Origin of the sequence: Mesorhizobium abyssinicae (assembly GCF_049887195.1) — a bacterium.
Taxonomy (GTDB): domain Bacteria; phylum Pseudomonadota; class Alphaproteobacteria; order Rhizobiales; family Rhizobiaceae; genus Mesorhizobium; species Mesorhizobium abyssinicae.
Window position 1 is genome coordinate 32579 of record NZ_JARAKC010000013.1, and the last position, 14179, is coordinate 46757.

Annotated in this window: 11 protein-coding genes and 1 tRNA gene; 3 read left to right on the forward strand and 9 right to left on the reverse strand. The window is 64.8% G+C overall.

The features are described 5' to 3' along the window. Entirely contained in the window at positions 1 to 969 is a 969-nt protein-coding gene (locus PU724_RS23920; RefSeq protein ID WP_292347944.1) for a 2-hydroxyacid dehydrogenase, read from the forward strand. A 70-nt stretch (positions 970 to 1039) separates the two neighbouring features. Beyond that, a complete protein-coding gene (locus PU724_RS23925; protein ID WP_127284979.1) occupies positions 1040 to 3724 on the forward strand; it encodes a phosphoenolpyruvate carboxylase in 2685 nt (894 codons plus the stop codon). A gap of 37 nt (positions 3725 to 3761) precedes the next feature. Here PU724_RS23925 and PU724_RS23930 read toward each other — a convergent pair whose 3' ends face one another. Together PU724_RS23930 and PU724_RS23935 are read right to left on the reverse strand one after the other, a co-directional pair. Further along, positions 3762 to 4745, reverse strand: a complete 984-nt coding sequence (locus tag PU724_RS23930) for an acyltransferase family protein (RefSeq protein WP_354424041.1) — start codon at positions 4743 to 4745, stop codon at positions 3762 to 3764. Between the two features lie 249 nt (positions 4746 to 4994). Beyond that, a tRNA-Leu gene (locus tag PU724_RS23935) sits at positions 4995 to 5079 on the reverse strand. Between the two features lie 237 nt (positions 5080 to 5316). Here PU724_RS23935 and lipB point away from each other — a divergent pair. After that, positions 5317 to 6060, forward strand: a complete 744-nt coding sequence (gene lipB, locus PU724_RS23940; RefSeq protein ID WP_354424042.1) for a lipoyl(octanoyl) transferase LipB — start codon at positions 5317 to 5319, stop codon at positions 6058 to 6060. 19 nt (positions 6061 to 6079) lie between these two features. On the opposite strand, the gene PU724_RS23945 is transcribed toward lipB, so the two are convergent. The 7 genes from PU724_RS23945 to PU724_RS23975 form a co-directional block, all read right to left on the reverse strand. Beyond that, positions 6080 to 7330: a site-2 protease family protein gene (locus tag PU724_RS23945; protein ID WP_354424043.1), complete on the reverse strand. Its 1251-nt coding sequence runs from the start codon at positions 7328 to 7330 to the stop codon at positions 6080 to 6082. Between the two features lie 510 nt (positions 7331 to 7840). Then, complete coding sequence (locus PU724_RS23950; protein WP_320320294.1) at positions 7841 to 8524, reverse strand: ABC transporter ATP-binding protein; 684 nt, start codon at positions 8522 to 8524, stop codon at positions 7841 to 7843. Then, entirely contained in the window at positions 8521 to 9822 is a 1302-nt protein-coding gene (locus PU724_RS23955) for a lipoprotein-releasing ABC transporter permease subunit (protein WP_127284974.1), read from the reverse strand. Before PU724_RS23955 ends, PU724_RS23950 begins: the two co-directional genes overlap by 4 nt. After that, positions 9819 to 11147 (reverse strand): proline--tRNA ligase, encoded by a 1329-nt coding sequence (gene proS / locus PU724_RS23960; protein WP_354424046.1) that lies wholly within the window; start codon positions 11145 to 11147, stop codon positions 9819 to 9821. Before proS ends, PU724_RS23955 begins: the two co-directional genes overlap by 4 nt. Positions 11148 to 11678: 531 nt before the next feature. Next, on the reverse strand, positions 11679 to 11963 hold the full coding sequence (locus PU724_RS23965; RefSeq protein WP_127284972.1) for a DUF1467 family protein: 285 nt from the start codon (positions 11961 to 11963) through the stop codon (positions 11679 to 11681). After that, positions 11960 to 12364 carry a methylmalonyl-CoA epimerase gene (gene mce, locus PU724_RS23970; protein ID WP_126054034.1) on the reverse strand — a complete coding sequence of 135 codons (405 nt, stop codon included), beginning with the start codon at positions 12362 to 12364 and terminating at the stop codon, positions 11960 to 11962. The genes PU724_RS23965 and mce overlap by 4 nt, the downstream gene beginning before the upstream one ends. 127 nt (positions 12365 to 12491) lie before the next feature. Next, the gene (locus tag PU724_RS23975; RefSeq protein ID WP_127391984.1) at positions 12492 to 14162 is read right to left on the reverse strand and encodes a ribonuclease J; all 1671 of its coding nucleotides are present in this window, start codon (positions 14160 to 14162) and stop codon (positions 12492 to 12494) included. Between the last annotated feature and the right edge of the window lie 17 nt (positions 14163 to 14179).

Here is a 14179-nt window from a genome sequence, read left to right on the forward strand (position 1 = left end):
ATGAAACCGCGTTTGATTGTCACCCGCAAATGGCCGACCGCCGTCGAGGCGATCCTCGCAGAGCGCTTCGACACGACGCTCAACGCAGACGATACGCCGCTGAGCGCTGCCGCGATGACGTCCGCCTTCGCGGATTTTGACGCGATCCTGGCGACGGTCAGCGACCGCTTGCCGGTCGCGGTGTTCCCCGAGAGCACCGCCCGTACCCGCATCATCGCCAATTTCGGCGTCGGCTTCAGCCACATCGATGTCGCGGCGGCCCGCGACCGCGACATCGTGGTGACCAACACGCCTGGCGTGCTGACCGATTGTACCGCCGACCTTGCGCTGAGCCTGATGCTGGCGGTCGCGCGCCGGACCGGTGAAGGCGAGCGGCAGCTGCGAGCCGGAGAATGGCACGGCTGGTCGCCGACCCACATGGCCGGCGCGAAGGTTTCGGGCAAGACCTTGGGTATTGTCGGCATGGGGCGCATCGGCAAGGCGACGGCCAGGCGCGCGCATTTCGGCTTCGGCATGAAGATCGTGTTCTTCAACCGGTCGCCGGTCGATGATGAGGAAACGCGCGCCATGGGCGCGGTGCAGATGCAGACTCTGGAAGGTGTGCTCACGGCATCCGATTTCGTGTCGCTGCACTGCCCGGGCGGCGCGGAAAACCGCCACCTGATCGATGCCCGAAGCCTGCGGTTGATGAAGGGTAGCGCGTTCCTGATCAACACCGCGCGCGGCGACGTCGTCGACCAGGACGCCCTGATCGGCGCGCTGCAAAGGCGCGAGATCGCCGGCGCTGGCCTAGACGTCTTTGCCGAGGAGCCGGCCGTTCCGGAGGCGCTGAAGCAGTTGGAGAATGTCGTGTTGCTGCCGCATCTCGGCAGCGCGACCGAGGAAACGCGGGTGGCGATGGGCATGAAGGTGGTGGAGAACCTGACCGCCTTCTTCGAGGGGCGTCCGGTTCCCGACCGGGTCGCCTGACAGCCGGCGCCACCCTCGATTCAGGGCGCGGCTACAGCGGCGGTCGATGCCGACGGATCAGGAGAGCGCCTTGGAACAGAGCAGACGCATCAAGTTTCGCGAGGACGAGCGCAGCCTTTTGTTGCGCCTGCTGCTGCAGGTCGCAAGCGCCCGCGAGCCGGAGATCGCCGCCGTTCTGAGCGGACGCAGGTCGCTTGGCTCCCTCGCCCCTGGCCAGCGCATCCCGGCGCTTCAGGCGACAGGGGTGTGGTTCCAACTGCTGACGATCGCCGACGAGTTGCTTGCCATGCGGGCGCGACGCGAACTCGAACAGGGCGCCGGCGTCGACGAAGTGCCCGGCTCCTTCGCCAGCGTGATCGCGCAGATGGCGGCCAACGGCCACTCGGCGCAGGAGGCCCAGGCCGCGCTCAATGAGCTTTACGTCGGCCCGACCATGACCGCTCACCCGACGGAGGCCAAGCGCGTCACAGTGCTGGAGATCCACCGCCGCATCTATCGCAAGCTGACCGAGCTCGACCAGCCGCGCTGGGCGCCGCGCGAACGCGACCTGCTGGTCGCCGATCTGGAAAGCGAGATCGAGCTTCTGTGGATGACCGGCGAACTGCGGCTGGAGCGTCCGACGGTCGAGCGCGAGATCGCCTGGGGCCTGCATTTCTTTCGCGAAGTCATCTTCGAGGCGACGCCGCAGCTCTATGGCAAGCTTCAGGGCGCCTTTGAGCGTCACTATCCGGGCGAGCCGATAAGAATTCCCTCCTTCATGCGTTATGCCTCGTGGATCGGCGGCGACCGCGATGGCAATCCCAACGTGACGGCCGCGGTCACGGCCCATGCCATGGCCGAGTACCGCAACACCGCCATAGGCTGGTATCTGGCGCAGATGCAGCGGCTGGTGTCGGTGCTCAGTGCCAGCTCGAACGTCATCGACCTGCCGGCCAGCTTCGAGCCGGTGCTGCAAACGGCACTCGATAGAAGCGGACAGGCCGACGAGATCGCCGCCCGCAACCCTGACGAACCGCTTCGCCAGTTCGCCTCGGCCCTGCTTGCTCGGCTGGACGCCACGCGGGATGGCAGTACGGCGGCGTACCCCTCGGCGGAGGCGTTTCGGGCTGATCTCAACGCCCTGTCTTCGGTCCTCGAAGCAATCGGAGGGCGCGCGGTGGCCAGGCGTTTCGTCCAGCCGCTGCTTTGGCAGCTCGGAAGCTTCGGCTTCCGCACGGTTTCGCTCGACGTCAGGCAGAACTCCACCGTCGTCAACCGGGTGCTGGCCGAGCTGTTTGCGCTGGCAAATCCCGCCGATCCGGTGGCAGCCGGCACGCCGCAATGGTCGGCGCGCATTCGCGCTGCCTTGAGCCAGGGCGAGCAGCTGGAGATCGACGCAGGCCGGCTCTCGCCTGAGGCAGGCGAACTGCTTTCGACATTCTCGGTCATCGCCAGGCACATCTCCGGATCGGATGGCGATGCTGTCGGCGCTTTCGTTCTCAGCATGACCCGCTCGGCAGACGATCTGCTCGCGGTCTATCTGCTGGCGCAATATTGCGGACTTTCGACCGCGCCCAGTGGCGGCGGCACAATCCGGCTGCGGATCGTGCCCTTGTTCGAGACCATCGCCGATCTGCAGGCCGCCCCCGCCATCCTGGACGGGTTGCTCGGCGTTTCGCTGGTCAGGCGCACGGTGCGGGATTTCGGCGCGCGCCAGGAAATCATGCTCGGCTATTCGGACTCCAACAAGGATGGCGGTTTCCTCGCGTCCAATTGGGAACTGGCGAAAGCGCAAAAGCGCCTCGCTGCCGTCGGCCGCAAGCACAAGGTCAGGATCAGCTTCTTCCACGGCCGCGGCGGCTCCGTCAGCCGTGGCGGCGCGCCGACCGGCCGGGCGATCGCCGCGCAGCCGCAAGGAACCGTCGCCGGAACCATGCGGGTGACCGAGCAGGGCGAGGTCGTCTCGTCGAAATTCGCCAATCGCGGCACCGGCCTCAACCAGCTCGAGATTCTCGCCGCCGGCGTGCTGGCCCACAGTGTCGGATCGCCCGGCGATGCCGAGAAGAAGGAAACGCCGGAATTCGACGAAGCGCTGGAAGCGCTGGCAGGCATGTCGCAGGCATCCTATGCCGGGCTGATGGCCGAGCCCGGCTTCCTCGCCTATTTCAACCAGGCGAGCCCGGTCGCGGAGCTGGCGCTCTTGAAAATGGGCTCACGGCCGGATCGCCGTTTCGGCGCCAGCGGCATTGCCGACCTGCGCGCCATTCCATGGGTGTTCGCCTGGAGCCAGAACCGTCATCTGTTGACCGGCTGGTATGGCATCGGCAGCGCGATGAGTTCCTTCGTCACCGTGCGCGGCGAGGCCGGGCGCGACCTTCTGGCCCGCATGTTCGAGCACTCGCGCTTCTTCCGCCTGATCGTCGACGAGGCCGAGAAGACGCTTTACCAGTCCGACATGGAGATCGCGCGGCTCTACGCCGGCCTGGTGTCCGACAGCGATGCGGCCGGGCGAATCCACGCCCGCATCGGTGCCGAATACGAGTTGACGCGACGCCTGATCGGCGACCTCACGGGAGGCGATCTTTCCGCGCGCTTTCCGATGTTCAAGCGGCGTTTCGACAATCTGCGACGACAGATGGACGACATCCACCGGCTGCAGGTCGATCTGCTGCGGGAAGTCCGGGCAAACACCGGCACAGCGGATCAAAAGCGGGCGACCGACGCCCTGCTCGTCTCGATCAACTGCATCTCGGCCGGCCTTGGCTGGACGGGATAGCGCCGGCGACGGTCCCAGTCGGGGCAGATCTGCAAAATCAGCCTACAACGACGCGACGTCGCAGACGAAGCGCCCTCATCGGGATCTCGACGAGACTGTGCGTCAGCACGGCGAGAGCCATCGACAGGACAGCCGTTACGAACAGGGTTGGAGCCCAGCCATAGGACTGCTTCATGACGTTGGCGATCGGGTAATGCCAAAGGTAGATCGAATAGGAAAGGACCCCGACCCGCACCAGCATGGGGTGGGACAAGAGGCGATGAATTTCACTCCTGCTGTCCGTCGCCACGACAACCAAGGCCGCTGCCGAAACCTCGACCAGAGGCTGCATGATCAGCAGCGAGACCGGCGTGAATATCTGCGTGCCTACCATGAACGGCAGGATTGTGCCCGCGGCCGTTCTGCCGATGCTGTCCAGTTGGGATAGGTCTTTGAACTCCGGCTTTGCCAAAGCCACGATCGCACCCGCAAGCAAGCCTGTCAGGCGGGCGTCGGGACGATAGTAGACCCATTCGCTCGGCAATTCCTGCAGCAGCACGATCCTCCAGGCTGTCGCGATGCAAAACATGGCGACAACCACGGCAGCCGGTCGAGGCAGGCGCAATATGCCCACCAGCAGCAACGGCCATACCAGGTAGAATTGCTCCTCCACGGCCAGCGACCAGGTGTGCCGCAGGACACCGTAGAAGTGCTCATAGGGCGCGAAGAAATCGGTCAGGTAGACAGCTGCAATAAGAGTTTTTCCGGGCGTCTCCAGACCGATGAGCAGGATTGCCGCCAGCATCAGATAAAGGGGCGGAGTGAGGCGTACCAGCCGGTTCCAGTAAAAGCGGCCGAGATCGATGCTGTTGGTCTCGTCAAGTTCGTTGCGCAGCATGGTGGTGATCAGAAAGCCGCTAAGCACAAAAAACAGATCGACCCCGAAGAAGCCGCCATGCAGCAGCGGCACCTCGCAGTGGAAAGCCAAAACAGCCAGGATGCTGATGGCGCGCAATCCATCCAGCGCAGGATTGTAAGGCAAAGGAACCTCCCCGGAACAGCTGGCGAAGGTACTTTGGCATTCTTTAAATTGGGTTTCCTTGTGGTTGCATTTTGCACGCAATGACAACCTTTGCTCGCGGGTTGCCGCGCCTGACATAGCAACGCAGGAGCTTAGCCGCCAAACCGGCGCGCACGCCTCAAACGGCGGCCTGACCGGGCAGGCTACCCGACGTCCCGGCGGCTGGTTGGGCTCTTTGCCGCAACCGTTGAAAATTCAACAGGGAGATTTTGGTGCGGTCGAGAAGACTCGAACTTCCACGGGTTGCCCCACAGCGACCTCAACGCTGCGCGTCTACCAATTCCGCCACGACCGCACGTGGTAGGAGCCGGAACGAACCGGCTCGGGGCCTGTAGCAAATCGTTTCCGGCGAAACAAGTGCGCCGTGCGGAATAATCGCCAATGCATGTCGCCCAAAAGTGCGTAGCGGTTTTGGGGGAGCGACATGCATCGTACAGAGCTGGCGGCACAAGGCTCCACAGCTTTGGAAAACGCCGGGGAACTGGACGTTTTCCCCCATTGCCGCCATATGAGGGAGCACACGAGATTTATCATGCCAGAACGCAGCCAGATCGCCACGTCGTTCCTGCCCCTGCCCGGCTCCGCGCCGGTTGAATGGCGGATCGAGCCCGGCCTCACCGCCTATCCCGATGCGATCGCCTTCATGGAGGCGCGCGCCGAGGCGATCCGCACTGGTGCGGCCGGCGAGATGGTGTGGCTGGTCGAGCATCCGCCGCTCTACACGGCCGGCACCAGCGCCCGCATCGAGGACCTGATCGAGCCGGACCGGTTTCCGGTCTTTTCGGCAGGGCGCGGCGGCGAATACACCTATCACGGCCCTGGCCAGCGGGTCGCCTATGTGATGCTAGACCTCAAGCGCCGGCGCGAGGACGTGCGCGCCTTTGTCGCCGCGCTCGAGGAATGGATCATCGCAACGCTTGCCGCCTTCAACGTGCGCGGCGAGCGGCGCGAGGACAGGGTCGGCGTCTGGGTCGTGCGGCCGGATCGTCCCGCGCTTGCCGACGGCACGCCGGCCGAGGACAAGATCGCGGCAATAGGCATCCGGCTGCGGCGCTGGGTGAGCTTTCACGGCATCGCCATAAATGTCGAGCCGGAACTCGGACACTTCACCGGCATCGTGCCGTGCGGCGTCCAGGATCATGGCGTCACCAGCCTGGTCGACCTTGGCCTGCCGGTGACCATGGCCGACCTCGACCTGGCGCTGAAATCCGCTTTCGAGCATGTCTTCGGCCCTGTCGCGGCTTCACCCGTCGAGGCAGCCCGCAAGGCCGGCTGAGAACCTGTCCGGAACCAGTTCAGACCAGCAGCGTGGACGCCCACAGCACGCCATAGCCATGGATGGCGAAGACCGCGAGCAGCGCGCCGGCCATGGCGAATCGGTCGAAGGTCCGGATCGGCTTCAGCTCATGGCGCGGCTTCACCGCGCTGCCCATGGTGAGCAGGCTGAGGATCAGGAACACGACGCCGGCCGCAAGCAGGAAGCCCGGCGAAAAGCCGGCCAGCCAGCCGAGCGCCAGCAGGGCGGACAGCAGCAGGAACGAAGCCAGCGCCAGGGCGATCGGGCCGGGGCAGATCTGGCGCAGCACCTGGCCGCCGTCGAACTTCCACACCGGCACCAGATTGGCGATGTTGAACAGCGCGGAAAAGCCGGCAAGCGTCGCCAGCAGCGCGGCGACGGCGCCATGCCCCTCGCCTCTGGCAAGCCCGCTGGCGGCGATCAGCACCGGCACCAGGAAGGCCGAGAAGCCGGCGCCCATCAGCGCCACGAAGGCAACTTCGAAGCGGCTGTCGTAGGGCCTGCCGCCGATGGCGATGCCGCCGAGCAGCGGGATGAAGATCATGCGCGCCCTGCTATGTCCCATCAGCCGGAATGCCGCCATATGGCCGAGCTCGTGCAGGGCGACCACCGAGGTCAGGATCGCGGCCAGCGCCAGGCCGCCGAGGCTGAGGCCGAAGAACGGCCACAGGATGAAGGCTGAAAGCACGGCGAATCCCACCTGGCTGAGCGGATGCTCGAACCAGCCGCCCTTGCGATACTCTCCGGTCCTTGCCCAGCGCTGCAGCTTGCCGAGCTCGCGCCGCATGGCGAAATAGCGGAAGATCAGGAAGGCGACGCCGCGATAGCGATCGGTCTGGCCGAGGCTTACCCGCGTCGCGGTGCCCTCGGCCACCAGTTCGGTGGTCTGGCGGTAGTTGGCCCAGAAGGAGGCATCGAGCGATGAATCATCGAGGACGCGCATGGAAAAGCGGCCGCCTTCGACGACATCCTCCAGCACGACCTTGCGTTCGATCGGCTGGCCGTCGCGCCCTTCCCAGGACAGGACGATCCGGGCCATGCCCTGGCCGTCGAGCGCCTCAGCGGAAACGATCTCGCCCGACCAGCCGGCATCGCTGCCGAACGGCCACAACGCTTGCCAGAGCCGGTGGCGGTCCGCCGCCACCAGCCTCGACACCCTGACCGTGCGCAGGCCGAGCGGCACGGTCATCAGCAGAAAGATCAGTCCGAGATTGCCGGCCAGGAGGATGGCCATCACGATCGGCGACACCGGTGTTGCTCCCTGTCTTCGCGGGCACCCTAGCGTCAATGGCGGCAAGAAAAGCTTAACGTCGAAAGCGCTTGCGGCAGCCGGCCGCAAGGCATGGTCCTCACATGGCGCCGATCCAGATCGCCATGGAAATCAGAAACGTGCTCATGCACACGAGCGACACAACATCCTGAACAAGGTCCGACATAACTCTCTCCAGTTGTTAGTATGTTCGTATTTTGTTCTAATTTTGTTCGAATGTCAACGACCTCAGAAAGGCGCGGCCCGGAAATTTCGGGCGCTCAATCCGGCAGGGTTAAGGAAAGGTTGACGGGCTGCGCGCCGGTCTTGCGTTCACGGCAGACAGAAAGTCTTGCCAGTCAGGTCGCCGGGGCACGCCGAGATTCGGGTCAGGCCGAGTCGAGAATGGTGGGTCCGAGAACCGGAGCGGAGCGGCATTGAAGTACGTGAGCACCGGAAGCGCAGGAAGCCGCCTTTCGCAGGCCGGCCTCACCCGAATATCGCCGTGACCTAAAGGGGGACGACCTTGCCCTCGGCCAACGTCACCCGCCGATCCATGCGCGAAGCCAGCTCGTGATTGTGGGTGGCGATCAGCGCCGCGAGGCCCGATTGCCGGACCAGCGCTTCCAGCGCCTCGAACACATAGGAGGCGGTGACCGGGTCGAGATTGCCGGTCGGCTCGTCGGCCAAAAGCACCAGCGGCGCATTGGCGACGGCGCGTGCGATCGCCACCCGCTGCTGCTCGCCGCCGGAGAGCTCCGACGGGCGATGCTGCGCCCGCTTGCCGATCTGCATGTAGTCGAGCAGCTGTGCCGCCCGCTCGGCCGCTTCCTTGCGCGACAGCCCCTTGATCAGCTGCGGCATCATGATGTTTTCCAGCGCGGAAAACTCCGGCAGCAGATGATGGAACTGATAGACGAAGCCGACGTCGTTGCGGCGGATGGCCGTGCGGTCGTCGTCGGAAAGCCGGCCGCAGGCGCGGCCGCCGAGAATCACGTCGCCGGCATCCGGCCGCTCAAGCAGGCCGGCGGTGTGCAGCAGCGTCGACTTGCCGGTGCCGGACGGCGCCACCAGTGCCACCATCTCGCCGCGGCGCAGCGAGAAATCGGCGCCGTTCAAGATGGTCAGCTTGCGCGGCCCCTGGACATAGTGCCGCTCGACGCCCTTCAGCTCGATAATGGCTTCGGCCATCACTCGTACCTCAAGGCTTCGACCGGATCGAGCCGCGCCGCCCGCCAGGCCGGAAACACCGTCGCCAGGAAGGACAGGCCCAGCGCCATGATGACGACATATGTCGTCTCGCGCGCATCCATCTTCGCCGGCAGCTGGCTGAGGAAATAGAGCTCGGGATTGAACAGGATCCTGCCGGTCATCCAGGAGAAGAACTGGCGGATCGATTCGATGTTGAGGCAGATGACGACGCCGAGCAGCACGCCGGCGATGGTGCCGGTGACGCCGATCGCCGCCCCCGTCATCAGGAAGATGCGCAGGATCGCGCCGCGCGTGGCGCCCATCGTGCGCAGGATGGCGATGTCGTGGCCCTTGTCCTTCACCAGCATGACGAGGCCCGAGATGATGTTCAGCGCCGCCACCAGCACGATCAGCGTCAGGATCATGAACATGACGTTGCGCTCGACCTGTAGCGCCGAGAAGAAGGTCTCGTTGCGCTGGCGCCAGTCGACAAGGTCGATCGGCCGCTGCGCCGCCTGCTCGACCAGCGGCTTCAGCGCGTCGACATTGTCGGGATTGTCGACATAGATCTCGATGGTCTGCGCGCGCCCGTCCATGTTGAAATAGAGCTGCGCTTCCGAGAACGGCATGTAGACGATCGAGCTGTCATATTCCGACATGCCGACCTCGAAGATCGCCGCGATCTTGTAGCCCTTCATGCGCGGCGTCGTGCCGAGCGGCGTCACGTCGCCGTCCGGCGAGATCAGCGTGATTGTGTCGCCGAGCACGAGGCCGAGATTCTCGGCCATGCGCTTGCCGATCGCCACGCCCTCGCCGGTGTCGAAGCCGTCAAGCGTGCCTTGCCTGATATTGCTGGAGACGATCGAGATCTTGCCGAGGTCCTCGCCGCGTATGCCGCGCACCAGCGCGCCGGTGCCGCCGCCAACATTGCCTTGCGCCAGCACCTGGCCGTCGATCAGCGGAATGGCGTATTTGACGCCGGCCACGCCGTTGATGCGGCCCGCCACCTGGGCGTAGTCCTCCAGCGGCGAATCCAGCGGCTGCGCGATCAGATGGCCGTTGACGCCGAGGATGCGGGTCAAGAGCTCGGCGCGGAACCCGTTCATCACCGCCATGACGACGATCAGTGTCGCCACCCCCAGCATGATGCCGAGGAAGGAGATCGAAGCGATGACCGAGATCACCGTCTCCTTGCGCCGCGAGCGCAGATAGCGCCAGGCAACCATGCGCTCGAACACCGAAAAGGCGCCGGCGGCTGGGGCTTTGACGGCCGGGGCTTTGGCTGCGGCCGCCTGGCTCATGCGGCGATACCGAGGCGCTTCTTCGCCGCTTCGATCGGCAGCGTCTCGCGCTCGCCGGTCCTGCGGTTCTTGATCTCGACCTCGCCGCTCGCCACGCCACGCGGCCCGACGATCACCTGCAAGGGCAGGCCGATCAGGTCGGCGGTGGCGAACTTGCCGCCCGGCCGCTGGTCGGTGTCGTCATAGAGCACGTCCTTGCCAGCGCCGGAGAGCGCGGCATAGAGCTCGTCGCAAACGCGGTCGCATTCGGCGTCGCCCGCCTTCATGTTGATCAGGCCGATGTCGAACGGCGCCACCGCGTCGGGCCAGATGATGCCGTTGTCGTCGTGGCTGGCCTCGATGATCGCCGCCACCAGTCGCGAGGGCCCGATGCCGTAGGAGCCGCCCGAGGCGAAATGATCCTTGCCGTCCGGCCCGGTCACCTTGGCGCCCATCGGCTTGGAATACTTCTCGCCGAAATGGAAGATATGGCCGACCTCGATGCCGCGCGCCGAGACTTTGTCGCTCTCGGAGACCTTGTCCCAGGCCGCCTCGTCATGCATTTCGTCGGTCGCCGCGTATGGCGTCGTCCACGTCTTGACGATGTCGGCGATCTCGGCGTCGTTGGAAAAGTCGGTGTTCGCGCCCGGCACGGCGAGCGAAAGATAGTCGCGATGGCAGAACACCTGGCTCTCGCCGGTGTCGGCCAGGATGATGAACTCGTGGCTTAGGTCGCCGCCGATCGGCCCGGTGTCGGCGCGCATCGGGATCGCCTGCAGGCCCATGCGCGTGAACGTCCTGAGATAGGACACGAACATCCGGTTGTAGGCGGCCTTGGCGCCCTCGTAGTTGAGGTCGAAGGAATAGGCGTCCTTCATCAGGAATTCGCGAGAACGCATGACGCCGAAGCGCGGCCGCACCTCGTCGCGGAACTTCCACTGGATGTGGTAGAGGTTGAGCGGCAGGTCCTTGTAGGACTTCACATAGGCGCGGAAGATCTCGGTGACCATTTCCTCATTGGTCGGCCCGTAGAGCATCTCGCGCTCCTGCCGGTCCTTGATGCGCAGCATCTCCTTGCCGTAGTCGTCATAGCGCCCACTTTCGCGCCACAGCTCGGCCGACTGGATGGTCGGCATCAGGATCTCCAGCGCGCCCGCCCTGTCCTGCTCCTCGCGGATGATCCGGCAGACCTTGTCCAGCACGCGCTTGCCCAGCGGCAGCCAGGAGAAGCTGCCCTGCCCCTGCTGGCGGATCATGCCGGCGCGCAGCATCAGCCGGTGCGAGACGATCTCGGCCTCGCGCGGATTTTCTTTGAGAATGGGCAGGAAATAGCGCGACAAACGCATGGACTGGTCCGTAAGTGAGGATGGCCCCGCCGGAATCGGCGCGGCATGGGCTGCTTGCCCCGGCTTCATAGCCATTTCATGGCGGATTGGAAACCCGAGCGAGCGGCCGAAGTGCTGCATCCGCCCGGTTGATCGTTTCACAAGCAAGGCATGCCGTACTATTGTGCACTGCAGCACGATATTGCCCGTTTCCGGGCAAAATTCTTCGTGACAATTTCATCTGCCTTAGGCTAGTGTGCCCCGATAACCGAGAGGGCGGAAAAAAATCTGCTCTCCTACGCGGTCAAAGTCTTGGGAGGATGCTATCTAGGCGCGGTTACTCGCAGCCGCCGGATACCGGAAACAGATCGGACGCGTTTAAATTGCAAGGCCTCGTGCCTTGCATTTTTTTTGTGCAATCATCTGCTTAGCACGACAGATTGCCAAACTGCTTTACCCTACGTCAGCGCAACGAGAATTCGAAAGCCGGCTACCGGATTTCCGGCTGAACCGACTCGCAAGCAATGGGATGACTTTGGCTCGACTGCGTCGTTAATTCTTCGGCGTCTGGTTGAAGTCCGGCACGACGTGCGGGATGTCGTCGATGCCGAGGCCAAGCCCCCGCGTGATGCCGTAAAAGATGCCGAGAAGAACCAGCGTGGCGATCGTCGTCCGGAACGCCGCGCGCAGCATGTGCGGCCCGCGCGGCGCGCTGGGAACGGTGCCCAGCGTCACATCCTTGTCCTCATCCTGGGTTCTGAGGCTGAACGGCAGGACGGCGAACAGCACCACCCACCAGGTGGCGAAGAACAGCGCGATGAACGAGACCCAGCTCATGATTGCTCCAGTTCGACCAGCGTGCCGAAGAAATCCTTGGGATGCAGGAACAGCACCGGCTTGCCATGCGCGCCGATCTTCGGGCTGCCGTCACCCAGCACGCGCGCGCCGCTGGCCTTGAGCCGGTCGCGCGCGGCCACGATGTCATCCACCTCATAGCACACATGGTGCATGCCGCCCGAGGGGTTCTTCTCCAGGAAGGCTGTGATCGGCGAGTTCTCGCCCAACGGTTCCAGCAATTCGATCTTAGTGTTGCCGACATCGACGAACACCACGGTCACGCCATGTTCCGGCAGCGCCTGCGGTGCGCTCAGCCGCGCGCCGAGGGTGTCGCGATAGGCCGCCATTGCCGCGGCCAGATCCGGCACGGCAAGCGCGACATGGTTCAGGCGTCCGAGCATAAAGCGCTCCGCTTTAGGGGAGTAAGGGAGTAGGGCAGTATGGGAGTAGGGAAACGAGTCTGAACAAATACAGACTGCTTATTCTTCCCTATTCCCCTACTGCCTTACTCCCCTATTCCCTTGTTCGTCACCGCGTGACGAACACCGTCACCAGCGGCTTCTTGCCCCAGGCTTCGTTGGCGGCACCGCGCACCGCGCGGCGCACCGCTTCCTGCACCAGGTCGAGGTCTTTTCGGCGCTGACGGGGGATCGAGTCCACGGCGCCGATTGCCGCATCGAGCATCAGGTCCTCCAGGGTCTCGCCGCTGGCGTCCGCCTCGGCGACACCGATCGCCACCAGGTCGGGATCGCCGGCAAGCTCGTATTTGTCGTCGAGCACGACATTGACGGCGACATGGCCGGCAAAGGACAGCTTGCGCCGGTCGCGGATGCCCATCGCCTGGTCGGTGCCGATCAGCCGGCCGTCCTTGTAGACGCGGCCGAACGGCACCTGGTCGACAATGGTCGCGGCGCCCGGATAGAGCCTCAGCATGTCGCCGTCGCGCACCTGCGCCACCTGGCCGATGCCGGACATCGACATCAGCGACCCTTGCGCCACCAGATGCGCCGCCTCGCCATGCACCGGCACGCCGATCTGCGGCCGCACCCATTCATACATCTTGCGCAATTCGCTGCGGCGCGGATGGCCGGAGACGTGCACCAGCGCATCGCCGTCCTCGATGATCTTCATGCCGAGGTCGATCAGCCGGTTCTTGATCTCGAGGATCGCCTTCTCGTTGCCGGGGATGGTGCGCGAGGAAAACACCACGGTATCGCCGGCCGTCAGCGACACCGATTTCATCTCGTCCCGCGACAGCTTGGCAAGTGCCGCCAGCGGCTCCCCCTGGCTGCCGGTGCAGATGATGACCAGGTTCTCGCGCGGAATGAAACCGTAATCCTCCTCGGCGATGAACTCCGGCAGCCCGTCCATGTAGCCGAGCTCGCCGGCGACATCGATGACGCGCTTCAGCGAACGGCCGAGCACCAGGCACTGGCGGCCGGCGTCGCGCGCCGCCCTGGCGATGGAAACGATGCGGCCGACATTGGAGGAGAAAGTGGTGACGGCGACGCGGCCCTTGGCGCTCTGGATGACGCCCTTCAGCCCCTCGCCGACCGCCACTTCCGAAGGCGATTCCCCTTCCCGCAGCGCGTTGGTCGAATCGCAGACCAGCGCCAGCACGCCCTTGTCGCCATAGGCGCGGAAGCGCGCCTCGTCGGTCTTCGGCCCGATCGTCGGCTCCGGATCGATCTTCCAGTCGCCGGTGTGGATGACGGTGCCAGCCGGCGTGGTGATCGCCAGCGACATCGGCTCGGGAATCGAGTGGGCGACCGGGATGGCCTCGATCTCGAACGGGCCGATGGTGAATTTCTCGCCGGCCCGGTAGATCATCGCCGGCACCTTCGGCGCGCCCTGCTCGCCCTGCCGCTTGGCCTCCAGCAGGCCGGCGGTGAACGGCGTCATCCAGACCGGCGCCTTCAGCCTCGGCCAGATGTCGAGCAGCGCGCCGTAATGGTCCTCGTGCGCGTGCGTGATGACGATGCCCCGCAGATTGTCGAGGTTCTCCTCGATGAAGCGCGTGTCGGGCAGGATCAGGTCGACGCCCGGATGCGCGGTGTCGGGAAAGGTGACGCCGACATCGACGACGATCCACTCGCGCGCATCGGCCGGTCCGTAGCCGTAAAGGGCGAAGTTCATGCCGATCTCGCCGACGCCGCCGAGCGGCACGAAGACGAGTTCGGCGTTTTCCGCTTTCGCCATGTTCTTTCCTTCCTGGC